The following is a 22,412-nucleotide window of genomic DNA, read 5'->3' on the forward strand; positions in this document are numbered from 1 at the left end:
GCATCGATACCCGCATGCCCGACCGCAAACGTGCCCGTCGAGGCGTGAGCGGCACCGCGCGGGGCATGCACGCGGGAGGTGAAAGGAGCATGGCGTGAGGGGCGTCAAGGGCGGGCTGATCCGCCGGATGGTGCTGGCCACCTGCGTGCTGCTGCTGTTCGTCGGCGGCGCCTTCGGGACGCTGCTCATCTCGATCGGCGAGGACCGGGAGACGACCCGGCTGTCCCGGCGCACCCACCAGCTGTTCACGGCCGCCGACCAGGTCCACCGCAAGACCGTCGACCTGCAGGCGGCGCAGCAGGCCTACACCATCTCCGGCGACGGCGTCTTCCTCGGCCGGTGGCAGGCGGCGAGCTCCGGCGTGCTCGAGGCCAACGCCACGCTCGAAACGCTGGCCAGCACCGCCGCCCAGCGCCGCCTGACGCAGCGGATCACGCGGACGAGCACGTCCTACGTCCAGGACTACTCGCTGCCGGCGCTGAACGCGGCCCGGCGTGGCGACCCCGCCGCCAGGAGCACGTCGACGCTGCTGGAGGGCGAGCGCCGGATCGGGCAGCTGCGCGTCGACCTCGGCGTGCTCAGAACGTCGGAGCGCGACGTCCTCGCGGCCCGCGACGCGCGCGCCGAGGCGATGGTGCGCCGCGAGATGTTCGCGGTCCTCGCCGGCCTGACGGGTTCGGCGATCGTCATCGCGCTCGTCGGCGGCTACCAGACCCGGCTGCTGGTCCAACCCATCCGCCGGGCGGCCACGATGGCCGACCGGCTCGCCGGCGGTCGGCTGGACACCCGCATGCCGGAGACCGGCAAGGCCGAGATCGGGCAGCTCGAGCGGTCGTTCAACGTCATGGGCGACTCCCTGCAGGGCGCCCACGACGACCTCATCGCCTCCCGCGCACGGGTGGTCCTGGCCACCGACCAGACCCGCCGGCGCATCGAACGCGACCTGCACGACGGGGTCCAGCAGCGGCTGCTGTCCCTCGGGCTGGACATCCGCCGGATCGAGCTCAGCGTGCCGCCCGAGCTGCCCGAGCTGCGGGCCGAGCTGTCCGAAGTGGTCGCGGGCATCAACGGCACGGTCGACGACGTGCGGGAGATCTCGCGGGGGGTGCACCCGGCGATCCTGACCGAGGGCGGGCTGCGGCCCGCGGTGAAGGCCCTGGCCCGCCGCACGGCCGTCCCGGTCCAGCTCGACCTGCGGCTGGACGACCGGCTGCCCGAGCCGGTGGAGGTCGCGGCCTACTACGTGATCGCCGAGGCCCTCGCCAACGCGGCCAGGCACTCCGGGGCAACCGGCATCCAGGTGAGCGCATCGGTGCCGGACGGGCAGCTGGAGGTGTCGGTGCGCGACGACGGGGTCGGCGGCGCGGAACCGGGCCGGGGGTCGGGCCTGGTCGGGCTCGCCGACCGGATCGAGGCGCTGGGCGGGACGATCGACCTGGACAGCCCCGCCGGGCAGGGCACCTGCCTGAAGGTCCGGCTGCCGCTGGCGCGGGACTGAGCGCGGGCGCACGCCATGACGCCCCTGGTTGCCTCTGCCAGCAGGACCCGGGCGCCGGGGGTCGGTCAGTGCGCGCCGGTGGTTGCCTTCGCCCGCAGGACCCGGGCGTCGGGGTGGCCGAGCGTGGCGAGCAGCCCGGCCGCCCGCAGCCACGCGGCGCGCGCCTCGCTGCGCCGGCCGAGCGCGGCGTACGCGTCGCCGAGATGCTCGGTGACCACCGCCTCCTGGTAGCGGTCGCACTGGTCGCGCAGCAACGCCGCGGCCCGCTCGTAGCAGCCGAGCGCCTGCTCCGGCCGGCCGCTGCGGTGCCGGGACCAGGCCAGGGTGTCCCAGGTGAGGCCCTCGCCGTGCCGGTCCCCGAGCCGCTGCTGCACCTCGATCGCCTGGCCGCAGCGCGCCACCGCCTGCTCGTGCTCGCCGAGGTGCGCGAGGTGCCAGCCGAGCGCGTTCAACGTCTGGGCCCGGCCGTGGTCGTGGCCGGCCGCCTCGAACATGGCCAGGGCCCGCCGGTCGTCGGCCAGGGCCCGGTCCGGCTGACCCTGCCGGGCGGAGACCCGCGCCAGGTTGCGGTACACGAATCCCTGGCCGGCCTGGTCGCCGAGCCGCCGGTACGCGTCGAGCGCGGCACCCAGATGCCCCCTGGCCTCGTCGAAGTTGCGCAGCCACGTGCACGCCCGGGCGAGCCCCCGGTGCGCGTGCCCGATCGCCGTGTCGCAGCCGAGCCGCAGCGCCGAACGCAGTGCGGCCCGGTGCACGTCGAGCTCCGCGTGCCAGTTGCCGCGCTGGTCGAGCACGTACACCAGGGCCCACGCCAGCTGCCACGCGTGCCGGTGGAACCCGGCGCCGTCGGCGTAGCGGACGGCGGACAGCAGCACCTGCTCCTCGGCCGCGAACCAGGCCAGCGCGGCCCGCCGGTCCCCGAACGTCTCGGCCCGCACCCCCGGCAGCGGCGCCGGCAGCAGGAGCGGGTCACGCAGCGGCTCGAGCCGGCCGGCCGCCGCGCACGCACTGTGCACGTAGTGGTCGAGGAGCCGTTCCACGGCAGACCCGGCACCGGCACCCGCGGCGGCGACCTCGATGCCGTACAGGCGGACCAGGTCGTGCATCCGGAACCGGCGCGGCGACTCCTCGACGAGCAGGCTCGCGTCCAGCAGCTCGCGGATCGCCGGCCGGAGCCCGCCCGGATCGCACCCGGCCAGGCTTGCCGCGGCGGTCCCGCCGATATCGGGGCCAGGCCCGAGACTCAGCAGTCCGAACAGTTCCGCGGCCGCCGGCGGCAGGTGCCGCACCGATCCGGCCATCACCGCGCGGAGACTGACGGCGAGGTCACCGGCGTCCAGCGCGTCCAGCCGCGTCGGCCGGGACCGCAGCTCCGTCACGAGGGTCCGCAGCCGGCAGTGCGGGTCGGTGGCCGCGCGGGCCGCGACGATGCCCAACGCCAGCGGCAGCCCCGCGCACAGCGGCAGCAGCGCCTCGACCGCACCCGGCTCCGCGGCCACCCGGGCCGCACCCAGCCGGACCCGCAGCAGCTCGGCGGCGTCCGCGGGGCTCATGCAGTCCAGCACGACCGGGCGGGCACTGTGCGCGGCGACCAGCCCGGTCAGCCGCCGCCGGCTGGTGACCAGCACCGCGACCGTCGCCGAACCCGGCAGCAGCGGCACCACCTGGGCGCTGTCGCGGGCGTTGTCGAGCACCACGAGCATCCGGCGGCCGTCGACCAGCCGCCGGAACGCGGCCGCCTGCTCCGGCTCGTCCGCCGGCACGGCCTCCGCCGCGACGCCGAGCGCGGTCAGGAACGACCGGATCGCGGCGGCGGGTGCCACGGGCTCGCCGGTCGGGTCGAACCCACGGAGGTTCACGTACAGCCAGCCGTCGGGGAACCGCTCCCGGTGCTCGTGCGCCCACCGCAGGGCCAGCCACGTCTTGCCGGCGCCGCCGACCCCGCCGATGACCGCGATCGGCCCGGCGGCCCGGTCGGATCCGGCCTGCATGGCCGCGGTCAGCTCGGCGAGCTCGCCGGTGCGGCCGGTGAACGCCGCCGGCGCCGGTGGCAGTTGCTGCGGCACCACCGTCGCCGGTTCCCGCAGCGCCAGGTCCGGTGCGTCGCGCAGGATCCGCTCGTGCAGGCCGCGCAGTTCGTCGCCCGGCTCGATGCCGAGGTCCTCCGCCAGGTGCCGGCGCAGCTGGTCGTAGCGGGCCAGGGCCTCGGCGCGCCGGCCGCACCGGCACAACGCCAGCAGCGCCGAACCGGTCAGCGCCTCGTCGAAGGGTTCGGCGTCGGCCCGGGCCAGCAGGCCGTCGAGCACCGTGGCGTGCCGGCCCAGCCGCAGCGCGAGGTCGTCGCGCCGCTGCTGCGCGGTCCGCCGGCGGCGGTGCAGCTCCCGGCGGATGCCGTTGAGCCACGGCGTGTCCAGCCCGCCGAACGCGTCACCGGTCCACAGCTCGAGGGCCGTGTCGAGCAGCTCGACCGCGCAGTCGTCGCTCTGCGCGGGCCCGCCGGCCCGGCGCACGAGGTCGTCGAACAGGTGCAGGTCGACGTCGAGCGGGTCGATCTCCACCAGGTAGCCGGACGGGCGGCGCGGCACCGTGCACCCGCCGCGCGCCAGGGTCTGCCGCAGCCGCGACACGTAGCTGTACAGCGCCTGTCGCGGATGCTGCGGCAACCGGTCGCCCCACGCCCGCTCCAGCAGCACGTCGGCGGGCACCGGCCGGCCCGGCTCGACCAGCAGCGCCGCCAGGACACAGCGCTGCCGCTCGTGCCCGAGGTCGACGGGCACTCCGTCGACGTGGGCGGTGATCTCGCCCAGCAGCCTGATGCGCATGCCGCACTGTGGGGCCGCGCAGGGCCCGCCGTCCAAGTCGAAATACCAGCACAGCGCCGCTGTCGACAACCCGACGCAGCGGGCCCGCCGAAGGTTTCCAGCGACTTCTCGCACCAGTACGCCGGCCGCGACAGCGGCTGCTGATTCCGGGTCGGCCACACGGCCCGGCACCCGTCGGGTCGTGTGGCCTTCACCACGTGAGGGGTTCGGGCCACCAGAACCGAAACATTTGTGGTGGACGCTACGCGCTGACTGGCCGGGCGAAAGGTGGGACCACGTGGAGATCCTGGTGGTGACGGGGCAGCCCGGGGACGGTTCGGCGAGCCGGGTCCTGCCGGCGCTGGACCTGCTGGCGCACTCCCGGCGAGTCGTCGGCTACGACGTGCGCGCCTGCGCCACCGGCGCCGAGCCCGACGTGGTCCTCGTCGACGCCCGGCAACGGCTCGCCGAGGCCCGCAGCTTCTGCCGGGTCCTGCGCACGACCGGTCTGCGGATGCCGATGCTCGCCGTCGTCGAGGAGTCCGGACTGGTCGCCGTGTCTGCCGACTGGGGCATCAACGACGTCGTCCTGGCCGGCGCCGGCCCCGCCGAGGTCGACGCCCGCCTGCGCCTGGCCACCCAGGCCGCATTAGCCGCCGCCGGCGCGTCCAGCAACCTGATCAACGCCGGCGCGCTGCGCATCGACCCGGACACCTACTCCGCCAAGCTCAAGGGCCGGTCGCTCAACCTGACGTACAAGGAGTTCGAGCTGCTGCGCTACCTCGCGCAGCACCCCGGCCGGGTGTTCACCCGGGACCAGCTGCTGCGTGAGGTCTGGGGCTACGACTACTTCGGCGGCCACCGCACCGTCGACGTGCACGTGCGGCGCCTCCGCGCCAAGCTCGGCAGCGAGTACGAGTCGATGATCGGCACCGTCCGCCAGGTCGGTTACACACTGGTCCTGCCGGCCCGCGCCGAACCCCTGCCGGTCGTCGCCCAGGCCGAGGCCCTGCTGCTGCAGGCCTGAGCCCGTTGCGGCCGCAGGCCGCAGGCCTGGGCGTTGCTCAGTGGCACGGCCACCGCTCGGCGAACTTCTCCGGCGACATGACGACGTCCTGGAACTTGACCCGTCCGTCGGTCAGGTCCCTGGTCCGGAACACCTGGTAGTCCTGCCAGCCCTTCACCTCCAGCAGGAACACCGCGAACTCGACGTCCGGGTCGAGCGGACCGGCCAGGGCCACGTCCACGTGACCACCGGGCTGCTCTTCACCGATGCGGAACGTCGTGGCGGCCGACGGCGGCTCGAACGTCACCTGCCAGCGCACCGGCAGCTTGTTCTCGTCGATGACGGTCTCGTCCGGGTCGACCTCGACGACCCGGACCTGCCGCACCGCGGGCCGGGCCGAGCCGCAGTCGGTGTGGATGACCTCCACGGTCGAGCCGTCCATGCGGACCGCCGCGTCCGGTGGCTGGGTGCACGCCGGCAGCAACAGCACCAGCCCGGCGGCCAACCCCAGGCCGGCCGCCCGGCGAACCCTGCTGTTACTCATCACGCCTCTCCGACGTGCCGGCCGCACCCGGGGTTCCACGCTGGATACGATCGGGCGGTGGGGCACCTCCGGCGGCACCGCTACGTCGGCCCGGCCGACCTCCTGGACCAGCCGGCCGCGCCGGACACCGTCGCCGCCGGCACGCCGGCCGACCTGGCGCGGTGGCTGGCCGGGCGCGCCCGCGGCGACCTCGCCGAGCCGTTCACGTTCGTCGTGGCCCTCGACGGGGTGCTGCGACTGGCGCCGCGGCGCAGCGAGCACGTCGCCCTCGCCGGCGGGCGGGACGTGCTCGCCGCCGGCGAGATGGCCTTCGCCGCCGACCCGGGCTGGCGGGTCGTCGCCGTGACCAACCAGTCGACCGGCTACTGCCCCGACCCGGACTGCTGGCCCGCGGTGGCCGCGGCGCTCGACCGGGCCGGCATCGCGCATCCCGGCGGCTTCACCGACCGGGTCGTGTTCCGCCGCTGCCCCGGCTGCGGCGAGCGCAACATCGTGCGCGACGGCGACTTCACCTGCGCCCTGTGCGGCGACGCCCTGCCCGCGCGGTGGAATTTCTGACGACGGGCCAGCGACCCGCCGGGTACGGTCCCATCGTGGACGGCACCGCGCTGCGCGCCGACCGGGCCGACGTCCGGCAGGCCGACGACGAGCACACGCTGATCCTGGCCGCCGCAGGCGTGCACGTCCTGCTGATCCGGCTGCGGTACTACGGCTGGGTCGACGAGGTGATCGACGGGGCCGGCACGGTCGCCACCTGGGCCGTCAACGCCTGGACCCTGATCGGTCACGACCTGTCCCTTGAGCTGACCCGGTCCGCCGCCGCCCTGCTCGGCCTGCCCAGGCAGCTCGGGCTGCGCCTGGACGTGGACGACGACGGGATCCGCCTGGTCCGCGCCGCGCTGCTGGAGATCCTTTCGTGCGCCTGCTTCGTGGTCGACACCCCGGAGGGCCGCGTCTCCGGCTGAGGCCTTCTCCGGGAGCGGTGGACCTCCAGGGCGCGCCTGCGGCTGAGCTGAGTGCGAGTGGGTCGCCCGCTCGGCGGCGTCGGCGCCGACCCGGATCGCACGGGAACCGGCGCCGACCGCCTGGCGGGTCAGCCGCCCTGTGAACCCGCGACCGCACGGGTCGCCGCGTTCAGCCGGTTCCACGTGTTGATCGAGGCGATCGCGATCACCAGCGCCGCGAGCTGCTCCTCGTCGTAGTGCTCCGCGGCCTCGGCCCAGATGTCGTCCGGGACGGCGTCGGCGCGGTCGGCGAGCCGGGTGGTGGCCTCGGTCAGGGCCAGCGCGGCCCGCTCCGCGGCGCTGAAGTAGGGCGCGTCCCGCCAGCCGGCGACGGTGAAGAGGCGTTCGTCGCTCTCGCCCGCCTTGCGCATGTCCGTCGCGTGCATCTCGAGGCAGACCGAGCAGCCGTTGATCTGGCTGGCCCGCAGGTAGATGAGGTTCCGGGTGGCCTCGGGCAGGGTGTCGCCGGTCGAGTTCGACAGGGCGATCAGGCCCTTCATCGCGGCCGGGAACACCATGGTCGGGTGCTTGATACGTGCCTGCATGATTGCTGCTCCTCCGTGGTGCGTGTTCGTCGGTCAACGGCATGACCCGGCGGGGCACCGGAATGTGACGGGACGCGGCATCATGGATGGCATGGAGTGGGTGCACGTCGTCGGCTACGAGAACGTCCCCGGCTGTCCACGGCCGATGGCGGCGCTGCGGTCTTGACTGCGCGAGCGCGGCATCGACTGGATGCCGTTCGCTGACGACCAGGTGCGCGTCAGCCTGGCGTGCGGCCGCGACGAGACCGGCCGCGCCCGGGGCTACTTGGACCTGTCGGTCGACGCCGAGGTGCTGTGGCGGCTGGGCCTGCACCCGGACCAGCCGACGTCCCGGGTCACCGGACCGTCGCCGCCCGCCTGGTGGCACGCCGCCGCCGAACGCGCCCCGCGCCGGTCCGCCGACCAGCCCGACGGCCCGCGCCCGCGTCGGCGACCCCGGGCCCCCGAAAACCGGACCGCGCCCCGGCGTGGCGGGCGTTAGGGTGCGGGCATGGTCACGTTCCCGGTCGATGCCGTCATACCCGCCGGCGAGCGGCTGCCGGTGCGGCCCCTCGGCGGGCTCTTCCCGGACGCCCTGGCGATCGGCGGCGACCCGGACCTGCCGATGCTGGCACCGGACGGGGTGCATCCGCTGCTGAGCGCCGTCGCCCGGGCGTTCGCCGACCACCGGCCGCTGGTGCTGTCACCCGACGCGGTCTGGTTGACCATCGCGCAGGGCGTCGCCCAGCACGTGCGGCTGCACGCAGAGGAACTGCGCCCGCGGCTGGTCCGTCACGCCGGCCGGAAGCGGCTCACGGTGAACGCTGACGAGGTGCCGCGCGACGCCGCCGGGTGGGCGTACATGTCGGAGATGTTCGCCAAGCTGCTCGCCGCCGAGATCGACGACGCCGACCTGTTCGAGTGCGACTTCTCCACCAGCACGCAGGTCGACCGGATGGCGGGGCGGGTGGTGCTGCTCGAGGCGTACTCGCCGTACTTCTCGTTCTGGTTCGTGGCTTCGTGCGGCATCCCGTCCGTCACGCTGACCGGCACGGTCGAGGACTGGCGGCGCATCCGCGCCAGGGTCGACGCGCTCGACGGGTTCGGCCTGCAGACGTGGTGCCGGTCGTTGGCGCCGATCGCCGACGAGTTCGTCCGGGCCGCCGAAGGCGCGCCGGACCGGGAGTTCTGGCAGCGGATCTACAACCCCGTCGACGCGTACGGCGGCGAGGTCATCACCGGCTGGATCGCGCGCTGCTACCCGTACCTGACGGTCACCGCGACCGACCGGCCGAACCCGTTGCTGCAGCTGCCGATCGGCGAGCCGCGCGGCGTGACCGTGCGGCCCGGCGACCTGTACTCCGGTCCCGGCGTCAGGAGCGACCTGGTCCCCGCCACGCTGTCGCGGGTGGCGGTCACCGTCAACGACCGGGTCGCCGGCGACAACCGGGTGGTGGCGCTGCACGGCGGGCTCGTCGGGGTCGCCCAGGACGCCGACGGCGCGCTGCGACCGGTCGCCGGGTGGTATGTGGCACCGGCCGCGATCGAGATCGAGGACGTGCTCGACCGGCTGGTGCGCGAGCACGAGACCACCCCGCCCGTGGACGACCGTCGGCACGGACCGGCCGACCTGATCGCGCTCTATTCGCGGATCGGCTCGGCGACGCTGTTCGACGGCCGCTGGCGGCTGCTGCCGGCGCGCGACCGGCAACTGGTCGACGACGACTTCACCGAGTGGTTCACCGAGACGCTCATCGACCTGGACGACGGTCGCAGCATCGCAGCGGTGGTCGACCTCGTGACGCAGGCGACGTACTGGGTGGTGTGCCGGCTCGCGGCGATCGAGTCGCCCCGCCCGTACGGGCCCCGGTTCCGGCTCGCCGAGGACCTCGCCGACATCCCGGTCCTCGGCACGTCCCTCGCACTGCTGCTGGACGCCGCGATGGACGCCGGCGGCGACATCGCCCACCTGGAGACGGGGCGGCTCGACCAGCTGCCCACCGCATGACCGGCCAGCGAAGCGGCTCGGGCCGGTCATCGTGTGGCAGGGTTGGGGCAGGCGGTCGCCGGAGCGTAGCGGAGGTGGCGGCATGACCGGCCAGCGAAGCGGCTCGGGCCGGTCATCGTGTCGCAGGGTTGGGGCAGGCCGTCGCCGGAGCGTAGCGGAGGCGGCGGCATGACCCGCCCGCCGGCACAGCGGTCCGGGCGGTTCGCGCGGGCGTTCGCCGCCGCAGTGCCGCGCATGGACGCCCGCGGCGCGGCGGCGCACCGGGCCAGGCTCCTCGCCGGGTTGACCGGCACCGTCCTCGAGGTCGGCGCCGGCACCGGGGCCTGCTTCGGGCACTACCCGCCGCAGGTCACCGCCGTGCGGGCGGTCGAGCCCGACCCGTTCCTGCGCGAGCTCGCCACCCGGGCCGCGGCGGCCGCGCCGGTGCCCGTCACCGTCGTGGCAGGCACCGCCGAGGAGTTGCCCGCGGCGGCCGGCGAGTTCGACGCGGCCGTGTGCTCGCTGGTGCTGTGCAGCGTCCCGGACCCCGACACCGCCCTGGCCGGGATCCGGCGGGCGCTGCGCCCCGGCGGCCAGCTGCGCTTCTACGAGCACGTGCGCTCGACCCACCGGTTCGTCGGCCTGATCGAGGACGCCGCCACGCCGCTGTGGGCCGCCCTGGCCGGTGGCTGCCACCCGAACCGCGACACCGCCGCGGCGATCACCCGCAACGGGTTCACCATCGACGCCGTCGACCGGTTCGGGTTCGCGCCCGCCGCGCTCACCCCGAGGACCGCGCACCTGATCGGCCGCGCGCACGTCACGCCGTAGCCGGGTCAGGCGATCGACATGCTCCCCGTGGTGCCGGTGACCTGCCAGCCGGTGCCGGCGGTGTGCTGGACCACGTAGGTCAGCCAGGTGGCGCCGAGACAGGCGACGTAGCCGTTGATGCCGACCTCGACCCGGTCGCCGTGGCCGTCGAGGGGGCCGAGGGTGACCAGGATGCCGCCGTCCCTGACGACCTCGCAGCCGCCGTCGGAGGTGATGACCGAGGCCCGGTCGGCGACGAAGGACACCGGCCGGGTTTCGGCGAGCGCGTCGAGGACGTCGCGCTGGGTGGCGGCCGGGATGGGCTCACCGGCAGCGGCAGCACCCGGTTGCGGGTCCCCGATGCCGGGCACCGCCCGGTCGAGGATGAAGACCCGCTTGATCTGGTCGCCCGGGAACGAGTTCTCCGACGAGTTGGTGAGGTACCGCCGCAGCACCTGCACGTAGACGTCGACGTCGCGGGTGTCACGGGGCGCCGCGTCGCGGGTGTCACCGGGCGCCGGGTCGCGGGCCATGGCCGAGCCGGCGCAGCCCGCCGCACCGATCAGCACGAGGGCGGCGGCGAGGGCCGTCCCGAATCCGTGTCGCACTCTGCGCTCCATCCGGTTTGCGGTGGTGTCATCGGTACGACGTGCGCCGGCTCCCGCCGGTTCCCTCTGCCCACGACGTGACCTGTTCCAGTGGCCGGACCGTGCGCCAGGTCACAGCCGGGTGGTGTCACGTGTCGGAGGCGCGGCACGTCCTTCGCGGTACACAACCGTCAAGGAGGGCACATGTTCGCTGCTTACGTCACGCTCACCATCGTTGCCGCGCTGTTCACCGGCAGTGCCGCGGTGACGTATCTGATCGGCCACGACTACCCGAAGGCGCAGGCGGACATCAAACGGATCCCGCGGTCGTGGGTGCCGAGGCTGGGCGCGGTGCTGGCGGCGGGCTCGCTGGGGCTGCTGGCCGGGTTCGCGGTGCCGCCGGTGGGCACGCTCGCCGCTGCCGGCCTGGTCCTGTACTTCACCGGGGCGCTCATCGCGCACCTGCGGGTGGGCTCCCGCAACCTGGTCGGCTGGGCGGTGTTCTTCGCGACGGTCGTGGTGAACCTCGTGGTGAACCTCAGCTATCACTGGTGACGGCGCGACGGCACGTCCGCGGCCGGCAGGGTCACGGCGATCCGGGTGCCGGCGCCCGCGTCGCTGGTGACCTCGAGGCGGCCGCCGTGGTGCTCGACGACGGCCCTGGCCACGGCCAGGCCGACGCCGGCGCCGTCGAGGTCGGCGGGGTCGACCGGCCCGGCACCGAGGAACCGGGCGAGCAGCTGGTCCAGCCGGCCCCCGGGACCGCTGCCGATCACCACAGCGACGGGCGCGGCGCCGGTGGCCGTCACGGCCACCGTGCCGCCGCCGGGGCAGGACGCGACCGCGGCGGTCAGCAGGTTGCTCAGGGCGCGCTGCAGGTGTCGCGGGTCGGCGGCCACGACGAGATCGGCGGCGACGTCCGGCGAGATCGTGACGCCGGCGTCGCGAGCGGTCGTGGCGACCTCGTCGGCGGCCCGCGCGACGACGGCGGCGAGGCGGGTCGGCTCGAGCCTGAGCCGGAAGTCGCCGGCGTCGAGGCTGGCCACGACGATGAGGTCCTCGACGACGCCGTGCAGCCGGACCGCGGACAGGTCGATCATCGTGACCATGCGCTGCTGCTGGTCGCTGAGCGGCCCGGCGCGGCCGGTGACCAGCAGCTCGCTGTAGCCGCGGATACTCGTCAGCGGAGTGCGCAGCTCGTGCGACATGAGCCGCAGGAACGTGCCGCGGATCCGTGCCGACTGCGGCGGTTCGGGGGTGTGCGCATCGAGGGCAACCTCCCAATGCGGCATATCAGTCCTGTCGGTCTGAACGTAGCATTTTGCACCGGCGCGGTCGCACGGAACCGGACCTGCGCGGGTACCGTGCCGGCGTGGGCATCTACCTCGTCGACGTCAGCCCCGGCAGCTGGGCCCAGGACGACATCATCCGCACCCTGCTCGACCGGGCCCTCACCGAGCGCGGCCTGGACCCGTATCCGGGTCCGCGGGCCGAGGTGCCCTCCGCGGACGGCTTCGAGGAGAAGATCTCGCCGCCGATGGACGGCTTCTCCGAGCTGTGCGACCGGCACGGCGCCGGGGACGTGCTGGAGGCGGCACTGTTCGTCCCGGTGGCGTTCGACGGCCTGATCACGCTGCCGGCCGGCAACGCCTACGACGACGAGCGGACGGTGGTGCTCAGCTCGCACCGGCTGCGGGACCTGGTCGCGCCGATGGCGGCGGAGGTCGGGCTGCCCGCCGAGCTGCCCCGCGGCACGCTCGCGCTGAGCAACGCCATCGCGGATCCCGTCACGTTCTACGTCGCGGTGTACCAGCAGGCCGCCGAGCACTCACTGCGCTACGGCTGCCCGCTGGCCTACATGTGAGTCAGGCGGACGGCGCCGCGGCCGGGTCGAGGAGCTGATCGATGCGGTGCAGCAGATCCTTCGGGCTGAACGGTTTGACCACGTAATCGTCGGAGCCGGCGTCGAAGCCCGACGACACGTCCAGCCACTGGCCGAGCGCGGCGAGCAGCACGATCGGCAGCTGCGCGGTCTGCGGATGCGCCCGAACCCGGACGGCGGGTCGATCTTCACCGTCGACCTGGAGGCCGGCTGACGGTTCTGGACTGGCGGGTCCATTTTTGCGGCGTCACAGTGGCCGTCATGCAGAACTATTACCTGCTCGGCCGGTCCGGACTGCGGGTCAGCCGGCTGGCCCTGGGCACCATGAACTTCGGCGTCGACGGCTTCCACGCCGCCTACGGCCGCACCGAGGAGGAGGCCGAGCCGATCTTCCGCCGGTACGTCGAGTCCGGCGGCAACTTCATCGACACCGCGGACTTCTACACCGCGGGGGAGAGCGAACGGATCCTCGGCCGGCTCATCGCCCGGGCCGGCATCCGCGACCGGCTCGTGCTGACCAGCAAGTTCACCAACACCATCGACCCGACGGACCCCAACGCCGGCGGCAACGGCCGCAAGCACATGGTCCGCGCCCTGGACGCGTCGCTGCGCCGGCTCGGCACCGACCACCTCGACCTGTACCTGCTGCACACCTGGGACCGGATCACCCCCGTCGAGGAGGTCGTGCAGACCTTCGACGACCTCGTGCGGGCCGGGAAGATCCGCTACGCCGGGCTGTCCGACGTCCCCGCCTGGTACGCCGCCCGGGCGCAGAGCTACGCCGAGGCGCACGCGCTCACCCCGATGGTGACCGTGCAGCTGCCGTACTCGCTGATCGCGCGCGGCATCGAACCGGAGTACGTGCCGATGGCGCAGACGCTCGGCATGGGCCTGACCGCGTGGAGCCCGGTCGGCGGCGGCCTGCTCACCGGCAAGTACCGCCGCGGCGCCGACGGCCTCACCGGCACCGGCCGGCTCAGCACCCCGGGCACCGGCGGCCCGTCGCCCTCCGACCGCGACTGGAAGGTGATCGACGCCCTGTCGTCGGTCGCGCTCGAGGTCGGCCGCAGCATGGCCCAGGTGGCGATCAACTGGGTGGCGACGCAGCCGGGCGTCGGGGCCGCCGTCATCGGCGCCAGCAGCGTGGAGCAGCTCGACGGCAACCTCGCGGCGCTGGACTTCGAACTGCCCGCTGACGCCCTTCGCCGCCTCGACGAGGCCAGTGCGCCTCCGCTCGCGCCGCCGTATGCGATGTTCACGCCGCGGTACCAGTCCTGGATCGTCAGCCCGGGGCTCGGCATCGGCGACAAGCCCGCCGGCTACGCGCCCCCGGTTCTCAACGCCTGACCCCCAGGGTGCCGGCCAGGGATTCGGCCAGGGACTCACCCTGGGGCGGGTGCGGGCCGGTTGGGAGACAGTAATGGCATCCATTCGGTACCGCTGAAGGAGCAGACGATGGTGGACTTCAAGCTCGAGATCGTGGTCCTGCCGGTCTCGGACGTCGACCGGTCCAAGGACTTCTACACGAGGCTCGGGTTCCGCGAGGACGTCGACTACGCCGGCCCGGACGGATTCCGGGTCGTGCACTTCACCCCGCCCGGCTCGGCCGCGTCGATCATCATCGGCTCCCACGTCACCGACGCCGCGCCCGGCTCGGCGCAGGGCGTGCATTTCGTCGTCGACGACATCGTGGCGGCCCGGGAGCAGCTGCTGGCCGCCGGCGTCGAGGTGAGCGAGGTCTTCCACGACGCCGGCGGGGTCTTCCACCACGAGGGCACCACCGGCCGGGTCGACGGCCCGCACCCGTCGCGGCAGTCGTACGGCTCGTTCCTGTCCTTCCAGGACCCGGACGGCAACGGCTTCGTCCTGCAGGAGGTCACCCAGCGCATCCCCGGCCGGGTCGGCCAGGTCGTCTACGGCTCGGTCGCCGAGGTCGAGCAGGCGCTGCGGGACGCGGCGACCGCGCACGGCGAGTATGAGAAGGAACTCGGCCACGAGGACGCCGACTGGCCCGTGTGGTACGCAGGACACATGGCCCGCGCCGCCGGTCTGCAGGTTTCCACGGAGAGCTGATGACCCGTTGTTGACCAGCAAGGGTGCGCAGACCAGGGCACGCATCGTCGCCGGCGCCGCCGCGGAGATCCGCGAACGCGGCGTCGACGACGTGCGCCTGGAGGACGTGATGGCCCGCACCCGCACCAGCAAGAGCCAGCTGTTCCACTACTTCCCGGGCGGCAAGGAGGACCTGCTGCTGGCCGTCGCGCAGCACGAGGCCGACCAGGTCCTCGACGACCAGCAGCCGATGCTCGGCGAGCTGACCTCCTGGCCGGCGTGGCAGCAGTGGCGGGACCGGCTCATCGTGCGGTACCGGGACCAGGGCACCCAGTGCCCGCTCAACATCCTGCTGGGCCACGTGGGCCGCCGTACCCCGGCGGCCCAGGCCGTCGTCACCGGCCTGATGCACCGCTGGCAGGCCGCGATCGCCGTCGGCATCCGGCAGATGCAGGCGCGCGGCGAGGCCGCCGCCGACCTGGATGCCGACCGCACCGCCGCGGCGCTGCTGGCCGGCATCCAGGGCGGCGTGCTGCTGCTCCTGGCCACCGGCCGCACCGACCACCTCGAGGCCGCCCTCGACCTCGCGATCAACTCCCTGCGCCAGCCCGTGTGACAATCGGCGCGGGGAGGGTGATGGATGTCGATGGGTGGGGCGGACTTCGGTCGCGGCGTGGTGCGGATCCTGAAATTCGGAGCGTTTCTGACCAACCGGCGCGGGCGGCCCGGCATCGTGCACGTCCCAGGGCTGCTGGAGCTGACCCGGGGCCGGTTGCTGCGCCGGCCGTCGCCGGGCCTGCGGCAGGTGACCACCAGGCTCCGCACCGACCCGGGCTGGCTCCCCGAGCCGTTTCCGGCCTCGGGCGCCGCGCCCGTCACCGGCACCGGACCGGTGCCGGAACTGCTGCGGGAGCTGCGATGGAAGGAACTGACGTCGGCGACGTTCGCCGCGCAGGACCTGCGGTGGCACGCCGCCGTTCCCCCGGCGCTGCGCGCGGCCCTGGCCGAGGCGACGGCGGCGGGCGTGGAACACGCCGGCCCGATCCACCTGCTGGCCGGCCTGCTGCGCGACCCGGCCGGCGCCCTGACCGGCCTGCGGGTCGACCGCGACGAGCTGTGCGAGCTGCTCCGCGCGGACCCGGCCTGGCGCACCTCGGACGAGCCGTACGCGCCGCTGATCCGCCACCTCGGCGTCACCATGGAGCTGGACCGGCCCGGCGGCGGCTGGTTCGCGCGGCGCGCCGAGCGCAAACGGCAACCCGACGCCATCTCCGCCGACGGTTTCGGCGGCGCACTGACCGTGGTGCTGCTGCGGAAGTCGATGCGCCGCGCGATCCGGGGCGGCGACGGGCCCGTCACCTCCGCGCGCCTGCTCGTCGCCGCCGTGACGATGCGCGCGCAGCTGCTGGCCACCGGCAACCGGATCCGGCCGGCGCTGGTGCCGCACAACGGGGCACCGGACGTCCTGCACGCGCACGGGGTCACCGTGGACCGGGCGGTCGCGGCGCTGCCGGCCGACGCCGGCGGTGAGCTGCGGCCCGACGCGCGGTTCCCCGGGCTCATCCAGATGCCGTGGCCGGCCTGGACCGCCGAGGCGGCGGCGGACCGGGCCGTCGACCTGGCCCGCGCCGCCCGCGGCGCCCAGGTCGGCTCGTCACACCTGACGATCGCCGCCCTGGAACCCGCCGGCGGCAGCGCGGCCCGGCTGCTGCGGACGCTCGCGGTCGACCCGGACACTGTGCGGACCGAGGTCGCCGCGGCGTTGTAGCTCAGCTCCGCGCCTCGATCGCCCGGACCGTCCGGCTGAGGGCCTTCTGCAGCTGGCCCTTGGCGACGGTCCCGAGCAGGAACCCGATGACCCGCCCCTTGGCGTTCCTGCCGTCCCGCACCACGACCGCGTCGATCGCGGTCGTGCCGTCCGGGCGGCGGGTGAACGTGTACGTGTGTCCCGACGCGCCGCCCCACACGTTCGAGTCGGTGGTCGTCATGACCACCCGGTGCGGGTCCGACCAGTCGTAGCGCAGCCGCTCCCAGACGCCGCCCGAACCCTCAGTCACGTCGGCCCGGTCCGGGCCCAGGTCGTGCACCTTGAGGTACTCGTCGCTGCTGTTGCCGAACAGCTTCGAGCGGCCCGGCCCGAAGTCGGTGAGCCCGGCGACGAACTGCTCCGGCGTCACCGTGGTCGTCTCGCTGAGGTGGATCGTGGACATGACGCGCTCCCTGCACAAAGGTCGTTTGCTGGCTGCACACAGCGTGCCCGGCCCGGGCCCTGGTTCGAGCCCGTGGAACACCCGGGCCGGCACACTGGTGCTCAGCTGAGGGTGCAGGTGACCACGGGCCCGGGGTTGCTGGTGTTGTTCCAGCTGGCGAGGAAGCCGAACGAGGTGGACGCGCCGGGCGCCACGACCCCGTTGTAGCTGACGTTGCGTGCCGTCACTGTCGCGCCGCTCTGGGTGTACGCGGCGTTCCAGGCCTGGCTGACCTGCTGGCCGCCGGCGAACGTGAAGGTCACCGACCACCCCGTGGACGCGGTCGTGGAGGTGTTCCGCACGGTGATCTCACCCTGGAAGTTGCCGCCCCACTGCGAGATGACCTGGTAGCCGGCAGCGCAGCGCCCGCCACCCGACGGACTCGCCGACGGACTCCCCGACTGGCTCGCCGACTGGCTCGCCGACTGGCTCCTTGACGGCGAGGGGCTCGTCGACTGCGACGGGCTTCTTGACGGCGACGCGCTTGCGGACCGCGACGGGCTGGCCGTCGGTTGCCCGCCGCCGTCGAGGACCCGGGCGAGCACCGGGAACCAGGCGTCGGCCATCTTCTTGAATCCCGCGTCGTTCGGGTGTACGCCGTCGCCGGTGTCCGTGGCGGCGTCGAACCCCGTCCACAGGTCGGCGACCACGACCGGCGACTGGGCGGTCGTGAGCCCCGCGGCCCAGCCCGGAATCGCCGCGTTGAACGCCACCACGTCGGCCGGGCAGGTCGCGCACGCGCCCGCGCTCATCGGGATGATCTGCGCGACGACCACCTTCACCGCCGGGTTGTTCGCCCGCATCTGCCCGACCAGCTTCGTGAACGCCGCCAGCTTCGTCGCCAGCGGGATGTACCCACCCCACATGTCGTTCGTACCCAGATGCATGAGCACGACGTCCGGCCGGGCCGCGCTCAGCCACGGCGGCAGCTGGTTGTTGTCGGCGATCCCGGTCGCCGAGTAGCCGCCGTGACCCTCGTGGTCGAAGTCGTACGCGTAACCGGGATTGCAGCCCCCGCCGTCGGAGACCCCGCCGACGAAGTCGATGTTGGTGTACCCGCCGGCCTGCAACCGCTGCCACAGCTTGGGCCGCCAGCAGCCCGGCCCGGCGGTGATGGAGTCGCCGAGCGGCATGATCCGCACGGGCGCCGCCGCCGACATGGCCGGCCGGGCGACGACGAAGGTGGCCGCGACGAGCAGCGCGGCGAGCATGGCATACAGCGTCGATCTCAACGACATGAGCACTCCCTGGGAGACGGTCGAGCGGAGGTCGTGCACCGGCCGGCTCCCATGGCATCGTGCGGCGTCGATGCTACCGCAGCGGCGTTGCCGGCGGTCGGTATGGTTCGCGCTGTGGGCGCTCTGGGACTGCACATCGGGCTCTCCGCCGCACCGGCGGCCGGCGACGAACTGCTCCGCGAGGTCTGGGACGTCCTCGCCGACCGCATGTCGCGCCTGGCGGACACCCCGGCCAGCGAGGAGATCCTCGCCTACTACCTGGCCTTCCAGGCCTCGGACGGCTTCGCCGACGGCACCTGGTCCGCGTCCGGCACCTCGCTCATGTTCTCGTTCAGCGACGCCGCCGGCCTGTGCCCCGTGGAGATGTACGCCTGCCAGCACTGGGCGACGCTGACCCTGCTGGACCGTTGGACGGACGTCACGGCCCTCGCCGCGAAGCACGGCACCACCCTGACGGGCGCTCCCGCCGCGGGAGCGGAGCAGGCACTGCGCGACCGCCTCACCGGCCGCGCCGACCGGGTCTTCTTCCACCACTTCACCGACCCGGATCATGAACGCCTCGGCCACGCCACCGCGACCCTCGCCCCGGCCGACGACCACGAACTGCGCTTCTACGCCCTGGACGAGGCCGTCCGCCCGCTGTCACAGACCGGCGACGACCGGTCCCGCCTCACCGAGCTGATCACCACCGGCACCTGCGCCTGCGACATCTGCCAGAACCTGCGCTACTTCCGCGACCTGCCCCGCGCCCGCCATCAGTTCGAGTAACGGGCCTGCAGAGCCGCACGAGCCTCCAGGACCCGCAGTAGGCGTGCCGCCCGCATCCGGATACCGGGGAGGGTGGAGGACAACAGGGACCGCAACAGATCCGCGTCTGCGGGCGTGCCGACCTCCAGCAGCCCCTCGACGGCGCCGACGCTGGGTGAGGGGCCGCCGACCACCCCGCGGTAGTGCGCGGCGACGTCGATGCCGCAGCGGTACGCGGCGTCCTGCGCGACGGCACGCACCCGTGCGTACCGGTCGTCCAGGCTGCGGGCGGCCTCGTGCGGATGGCCCGCGCGGAGCAGACCGGTCACGGCGGCGACCCTGGCCGGTGCCCGACCGCGGTCGCGAAGGTGGGTCAACAGTCCGACGTCGCCGTCCCACACCGCGTCGCGGCACAGCGCCTCGGCGACCCGGCCGACGATGACGTGGTCGTAATCGAATGCAACGAACGCCAGCAGCCGGTCGCGCCCCCACCACCTGTACGCCAGACCCGCTTCGACGACCACGCGTCGGATGACAGTGTCCGGCGACACCGCGAGGGACTCGAGGACGGTCGGGTGGGCCGCGGCCAACGCCGCGCGGACCTGCGCGGCCATGAACCGGCCGCGGGCCCGCTCCTGAACGAGCCGGACGCTGCTCACCACGACCGCCAGGTACATGCCGGGGTCGGCGGCGAGCCGCAGCACCAGACCGGAGCGTGCCACGGCACGGATCCGTGGCACCGGGTCCGCCGTGCGCAGCATCAGCGCCGGCACCAGGGCCGGCACGGGACCGGTGCGGGCGATCGGATCGATGAACAGCCTGCTGCTCGTCCAGTTCGGCGGCGACGTCGTCGAACCGACGTGGTGCGCCGCCGCCCAGCCCCGCAGGACCGGTGGTGCGGCCTCGATGAGCGGCAGCGGACCGGTGAGCATCGCCCGGACCGCGCGCTCCCGGACCCGGCCGTCGGCGTCCATGCTCGCCAGGACCCAGCTCACCGGGCCGGCCCGCCCCTCGTCGAGCCGGCGCATCACCTCGCGCCGGCTTGCCCCGTCCATCCAGGGCCGGGACCGGACGTACCGTTCGACGCCGTGCAGCATCGCGGGGTGTGGTGCCATGTTCATCAGGTCACTGATGAACTCGGGCTCATCCAGCGTGTCCAGCTCGACCAGTTCGTCGAGCACCCACCCCCACGACAGGGCGGTGTCGCCGGGCTGAGTCCAGCGCGCCGCCGATAGGGCTGAGCTGAGCTTCCAAACCCGGTCCCGCGTCCACGGTACGTCCTGTCTGCTGGGCACGGTGACAGTATCGCGGTGGCGTGGTCTCCTAGTGGGAAGCGGCCTCGGCGAGCAGTACTGCGGCCTCCGCAGCTGACGGCAGGCCGTCGGTGTCGCCGGGTGCGCCGACGACCCCCGCGGCGAATCGCGTGCCGAGCCAGGCCGCGCCGCCCGGCCCGACACCCGCGAGGCGGGCGGCGAGGTATCCGCCGGCGAAGGCGTCGCCCGCGCCGACCGGGTCGACCACGGTCACGGCGGCGGACGGGAGCCGGCGCGGGCCGGCCGGTCCGGCGTGCCAGCAGCCGTCGGCGCCGGCCTTCAGGACCACCTCGCCCACCCCGGCCGCCGCGGCCCGCGCGAACACCGCAGCCGGATCGTCGGTGCCCAGCAGCGGGACCGCCTCGTCGAGGCCGAGCAGCAGGTACGTCGTCACCGGCAGCAGTGACCTGAGCAGGTCGGTGACGGGCGGCAGGCCCGGGCGGAGGTTCGGGTCGAGGGCCACCGCGATGCCACGCGCGTGCGCCTCCCGGGCGAGCCGGGCGACCGCCCGCTGCGGACCCGGCCCGAGGGCCGCGGTGAGCCCCGACACCGCGACCACGGCCGGCCCGGCCGACAGCGCCCGGTCGGCGTCGGCCGGGTCCATGGCCGAGGCCGCCGAACCCGCCCGGTAGTAGTGGACGCGGCGGGCACCGTCGGGGCGCACGTCCTTGACGAACAGCCCAGTCGGCCGGGTGTCGTCGACGGCGACGAGGTCCGTGCCGACGCCGAGCGAAGCCGCGGCCGACCGGACCCGGCGGCCGAAGGGGTCGGCGCCGACGCGGCTGCAGAACTGCGTGGGCGCGCCCGCGCGGGCCGCGGCGGCGAGGAGGTTCAGCTCGGCGCCGGCCACGTACACCGTCGCCGAGCTGCAGGTCTCGAGTGGATCCCCGTCAGCGGGCTGGAACAGCACCATGGCCTCGCCGAAACCGACGATGGGGGCTTGTCCGTCGCTGGATCTTCGTGTAACACTCATCCGCACAAGGTAGATAGTATACTTTCGCCGAACCGGGGAGTGGACGCGCATGGCGCTCGCGGGATTCCAGACCAAGGCCGATCTCGTCTACGAGCGGTTGCGCGACGCGATCCTCAGCGGCGAGCTCAAGCCCGGCGAGCGGGTCAACGTCGACGCCCTGTCCCGCCAGCTCGGCACCAGCAAGATCCCGCTGCGTGAGGCCGTGCAGCGGCTCACCACGCAGGGGCTCGTCGTGCAGCCCAACCCGCACGCCGGCGCGCAGGTCGCCCCGCTGTCGCTGCGCGAGATGCGTGGCGTCTACCTCGCCCGTGGCGCCCTCGAGGGCCTCGCCGCCCGCGTGGCCGCCACGACCGTCAGCGACGCCGAGCTCGCCGAACTGCAGGACATGCACGAGCAGATGCGGCAGCAACTCGCCGCCGGCGACCACCGTGACCTCTCCACCCTCAACCGGCGGTTCCACACCGGGATCGCCGACGCCACCCACTACGCGACCCTGCGCGAACTCACCGACCTGACCCTGCTGCGGGTGCAGCACTACCGGATCGGCGTGCGCGTCGAACCGGCCTGGGAGCAGGTCATCAGCGAGCACTCCGCGATCCTCGACGCACTGCGCCGCCGCGACGCCGACCAGGCAGAGCAGGCCGCCCGCGAGCACGTCGAGTGGCAGCTGGGCGTCGAACTCCGCGCGACGCTCGATCCTTCCCTCATCGACCTGGATGACGACTGAGGTACCCCCATGAACAACCGTGGCGGTCTGCCCGACCGCGCGTTCGGTTTCCTGCTGACGCTGCCCGCGTTGGCACTGCTCGGCGCCGTGGTGCTCTACCCCCTCTTCGGCGCCCTGTCCACCAGCCTGTTCAACCAGAGCCTGGTCCTGCCCGGCCGCTCGTTTGCCGGTCTGGACAACTTCACATCCGTCCTGGAGCAGAACTTCTGGCCGGTCCTGCAACACACCGCCGTCTTCACCATCGGCGCCACCGTGGCGCCGGTCGTCATCGGTTTCGCCCTCGCCCTGGCGCTGAACACGAAGTTGCGTGGGCGGGCGGTGCTGCGTGGGTTGTTCCTGATGCCGTGGGTGATCCCGGGTGTCGTGGTGTCGTTCGTGTGGCTGTGGATTTTCAACGCGAACTACGGCCTGCTCAACGGTCTGCTCGTGCAACTGCACCTGGTTGACGAGCCGATCGTGTGGCTGGGCAG

Annotated in this window: 26 protein-coding genes; 16 read left to right on the plus strand and 10 right to left on the minus strand. The window is 73.7% G+C overall.

The genetic code is table 11. The annotated features are described in order from the left end of the window. Positions 1-94 precede the first annotated feature (94 nt). A complete protein-coding gene (locus ACFPIJ_RS45015) occupies positions 95-1,498 on the plus strand; it encodes a HAMP domain-containing sensor histidine kinase (protein WP_380125355.1) in 1,404 nt (467 codons plus the stop codon). A 65-nt stretch (positions 1,499-1,563) separates the two neighbouring features. Here ACFPIJ_RS45015 and ACFPIJ_RS45020 read toward each other — a convergent pair whose 3' ends face one another. Beyond that, positions 1,564-4,320, minus strand: coding sequence for an AfsR/SARP family transcriptional regulator (locus tag ACFPIJ_RS45020; protein WP_380125357.1), 2,757 nt, complete (start codon positions 4,318-4,320; stop codon positions 1,564-1,566). Between the two features lie 277 nt (positions 4,321-4,597). Between ACFPIJ_RS45020 and ACFPIJ_RS45025 the strand changes: the two genes are divergently transcribed. Further along, the gene (locus tag ACFPIJ_RS45025) at positions 4,598-5,326 is read left to right on the plus strand and encodes a winged helix-turn-helix domain-containing protein (protein WP_380125359.1); all 729 of its coding nucleotides are present in this window, start codon (positions 4,598-4,600) and stop codon (positions 5,324-5,326) included. 37 nt (positions 5,327-5,363) lie between these two features. On the opposite strand, the gene ACFPIJ_RS45030 is transcribed toward ACFPIJ_RS45025, so the two are convergent. Beyond that, positions 5,364-5,849 carry a hypothetical protein gene (locus tag ACFPIJ_RS45030; RefSeq protein WP_380125361.1) on the minus strand — a complete coding sequence of 162 codons (486 nt, stop codon included), beginning with the start codon at positions 5,847-5,849 and terminating at the stop codon, positions 5,364-5,366. A gap of 57 nt (positions 5,850-5,906) precedes the next feature. Here ACFPIJ_RS45030 and ACFPIJ_RS45035 point away from each other — a divergent pair, with 57 nt between their 5' ends. Beyond that, entirely contained in the window at positions 5,907-6,407 is a 501-nt protein-coding gene (locus ACFPIJ_RS45035) for a TFIIB-type zinc ribbon-containing protein (protein WP_380125363.1), read from the plus strand. A 35-nt stretch (positions 6,408-6,442) separates the two neighbouring features. After that, on the plus strand, positions 6,443-6,814 hold the full coding sequence (locus ACFPIJ_RS45040; protein WP_380125365.1) for a hypothetical protein: 372 nt from the start codon (positions 6,443-6,445) through the stop codon (positions 6,812-6,814). 128 nt (positions 6,815-6,942) lie between these two features. On the opposite strand, the gene ACFPIJ_RS45045 is transcribed toward ACFPIJ_RS45040, so the two are convergent. Continuing rightward, the gene (locus ACFPIJ_RS45045) at positions 6,943-7,398 is read right to left on the minus strand and encodes a carboxymuconolactone decarboxylase family protein (protein WP_380125367.1); all 456 of its coding nucleotides are present in this window, start codon (positions 7,396-7,398) and stop codon (positions 6,943-6,945) included. Between the two features lie 190 nt (positions 7,399-7,588). Between ACFPIJ_RS45045 and ACFPIJ_RS45050 the strand changes: the two genes are divergently transcribed. The 3 genes from ACFPIJ_RS45050 to ACFPIJ_RS45060 all read left to right on the plus strand — a co-directional run bounded on the left by ACFPIJ_RS45050 (position 7,589) and on the right by ACFPIJ_RS45060 (position 10,195). Next, complete coding sequence (locus tag ACFPIJ_RS45050) at positions 7,589-7,879, plus strand: hypothetical protein (protein WP_380125369.1); 291 nt, start codon at positions 7,589-7,591, stop codon at positions 7,877-7,879. Positions 7,880-7,888: 9 nt separating this feature from the next. Next, entirely contained in the window at positions 7,889-9,385 is a 1,497-nt protein-coding gene (locus tag ACFPIJ_RS45055) for a DUF4419 domain-containing protein (protein WP_380125371.1), read from the plus strand. 168 nt (positions 9,386-9,553) lie between these two features. Continuing rightward, positions 9,554-10,195, plus strand: coding sequence for a class I SAM-dependent methyltransferase (locus ACFPIJ_RS45060; protein ID WP_380125373.1), 642 nt, complete (start codon positions 9,554-9,556; stop codon positions 10,193-10,195). 5 nt (positions 10,196-10,200) lie between these two features. On the opposite strand, the gene ACFPIJ_RS45065 is transcribed toward ACFPIJ_RS45060, so the two are convergent. Next, positions 10,201-10,782, minus strand: coding sequence for a hypothetical protein (locus tag ACFPIJ_RS45065; RefSeq protein WP_380125375.1), 582 nt, complete (start codon positions 10,780-10,782; stop codon positions 10,201-10,203). 183 nt (positions 10,783-10,965) lie between these two features. On the opposite strand from ACFPIJ_RS45065, the gene ACFPIJ_RS45070 reads away from it, so the two are divergent. Continuing rightward, positions 10,966-11,316 (plus strand): DoxX family protein, encoded by a 351-nt coding sequence (locus ACFPIJ_RS45070; protein WP_380125377.1) that lies wholly within the window; start codon positions 10,966-10,968, stop codon positions 11,314-11,316. On the opposite strand, the gene ACFPIJ_RS45075 is transcribed toward ACFPIJ_RS45070, so the two are convergent. Then, positions 11,307-12,053 (minus strand): sensor histidine kinase, encoded by a 747-nt coding sequence (locus ACFPIJ_RS45075; RefSeq protein ID WP_380125379.1) that lies wholly within the window; start codon positions 12,051-12,053, stop codon positions 11,307-11,309. The two genes, ACFPIJ_RS45070 and ACFPIJ_RS45075, sit on opposite strands and share 10 nt — an antisense overlap. An 80-nt stretch (positions 12,054-12,133) precedes the next feature. Here ACFPIJ_RS45075 and ACFPIJ_RS45080 point away from each other — a divergent pair, with 80 nt between their 5' ends. After that, on the plus strand, positions 12,134-12,625 hold the full coding sequence (locus ACFPIJ_RS45080) for a hypothetical protein (protein WP_380125381.1): 492 nt from the start codon (positions 12,134-12,136) through the stop codon (positions 12,623-12,625). A gap of 1 nt (position 12,626) precedes the next feature. Here the strand turns inward: ACFPIJ_RS45080 and ACFPIJ_RS45085 are convergent, their stop codons facing one another. Continuing rightward, positions 12,627-12,776, minus strand: coding sequence for a hypothetical protein (locus tag ACFPIJ_RS45085; protein ID WP_380125383.1), 150 nt, complete (start codon positions 12,774-12,776; stop codon positions 12,627-12,629). A 128-nt stretch (positions 12,777-12,904) separates the two neighbouring features. Between ACFPIJ_RS45085 and ACFPIJ_RS45090 the strand changes: the two genes are divergently transcribed. The 4 genes from ACFPIJ_RS45090 to ACFPIJ_RS45105 all read left to right on the plus strand — a co-directional run bounded on the left by ACFPIJ_RS45090 (position 12,905) and on the right by ACFPIJ_RS45105 (position 16,463). Then, positions 12,905-13,990, plus strand: a complete 1,086-nt coding sequence (locus ACFPIJ_RS45090; protein ID WP_380125385.1) for an aldo/keto reductase — start codon at positions 12,905-12,907, stop codon at positions 13,988-13,990. 108 nt (positions 13,991-14,098) lie between these two features. Next, positions 14,099-14,716: a VOC family protein gene (locus ACFPIJ_RS45095; RefSeq protein ID WP_380125387.1), complete on the plus strand. Its 618-nt coding sequence runs from the start codon at positions 14,099-14,101 to the stop codon at positions 14,714-14,716. A gap of 10 nt (positions 14,717-14,726) precedes the next feature. Then, on the plus strand, positions 14,727-15,311 hold the full coding sequence (locus ACFPIJ_RS45100; protein WP_380125389.1) for a TetR/AcrR family transcriptional regulator: 585 nt from the start codon (positions 14,727-14,729) through the stop codon (positions 15,309-15,311). 24 nt (positions 15,312-15,335) lie between these two features. Beyond that, positions 15,336-16,463: a Clp protease N-terminal domain-containing protein gene (locus ACFPIJ_RS45105; RefSeq protein WP_380125391.1), complete on the plus strand. Its 1,128-nt coding sequence runs from the start codon at positions 15,336-15,338 to the stop codon at positions 16,461-16,463. Between the two features lies 1 nt (position 16,464). Here ACFPIJ_RS45105 and ACFPIJ_RS45110 read toward each other — a convergent pair whose 3' ends face one another. Both ACFPIJ_RS45110 and ACFPIJ_RS45115 read right to left on the minus strand, forming a co-directional pair. Beyond that, the gene (locus ACFPIJ_RS45110) at positions 16,465-16,905 is read right to left on the minus strand and encodes a hypothetical protein (protein ID WP_380125393.1); all 441 of its coding nucleotides are present in this window, start codon (positions 16,903-16,905) and stop codon (positions 16,465-16,467) included. A gap of 101 nt (positions 16,906-17,006) precedes the next feature. Continuing rightward, on the minus strand, positions 17,007-18,182 hold the full coding sequence (locus tag ACFPIJ_RS45115; RefSeq protein ID WP_380125395.1) for a cellulose binding domain-containing protein: 1,176 nt from the start codon (positions 18,180-18,182) through the stop codon (positions 17,007-17,009). Between the two features lie 114 nt (positions 18,183-18,296). Between ACFPIJ_RS45115 and ACFPIJ_RS45120 the strand changes: the two genes are divergently transcribed. Beyond that, positions 18,297-18,950, plus strand: a complete 654-nt coding sequence (locus tag ACFPIJ_RS45120; RefSeq protein WP_380125397.1) for a hypothetical protein — start codon at positions 18,297-18,299, stop codon at positions 18,948-18,950. Here ACFPIJ_RS45120 and ACFPIJ_RS45125 read toward each other — a convergent pair. Both ACFPIJ_RS45125 and ACFPIJ_RS45130 read right to left on the minus strand, forming a co-directional pair. After that, positions 18,938-20,224, minus strand: a complete 1,287-nt coding sequence (locus ACFPIJ_RS45125; protein ID WP_380125399.1) for a hypothetical protein — start codon at positions 20,222-20,224, stop codon at positions 18,938-18,940. The two genes, ACFPIJ_RS45120 and ACFPIJ_RS45125, sit on opposite strands and share 13 nt — an antisense overlap. A gap of 28 nt (positions 20,225-20,252) precedes the next feature. Beyond that, positions 20,253-21,215 carry a sugar kinase gene (locus ACFPIJ_RS45130; protein ID WP_380125401.1) on the minus strand — a complete coding sequence of 321 codons (963 nt, stop codon included), beginning with the start codon at positions 21,213-21,215 and terminating at the stop codon, positions 20,253-20,255. A gap of 49 nt (positions 21,216-21,264) precedes the next feature. On the opposite strand from ACFPIJ_RS45130, the gene ACFPIJ_RS45135 reads away from it, so the two are divergent. Then, positions 21,265-21,942, plus strand: a complete 678-nt coding sequence (locus tag ACFPIJ_RS45135; protein ID WP_380125403.1) for a GntR family transcriptional regulator — start codon at positions 21,265-21,267, stop codon at positions 21,940-21,942. A gap of 9 nt (positions 21,943-21,951) precedes the next feature. Then, positions 21,952-22,412, plus strand: a 461-nt coding sequence (locus ACFPIJ_RS45140) for a carbohydrate ABC transporter permease (RefSeq protein WP_380125405.1), incomplete at its 3' end; no start/stop codon positions are given.

The organism is Dactylosporangium cerinum, assembly GCF_042653625.1.
GTDB lineage: Bacteria > Actinomycetota > Actinomycetes > Mycobacteriales > Micromonosporaceae > Dactylosporangium > Dactylosporangium cerinum.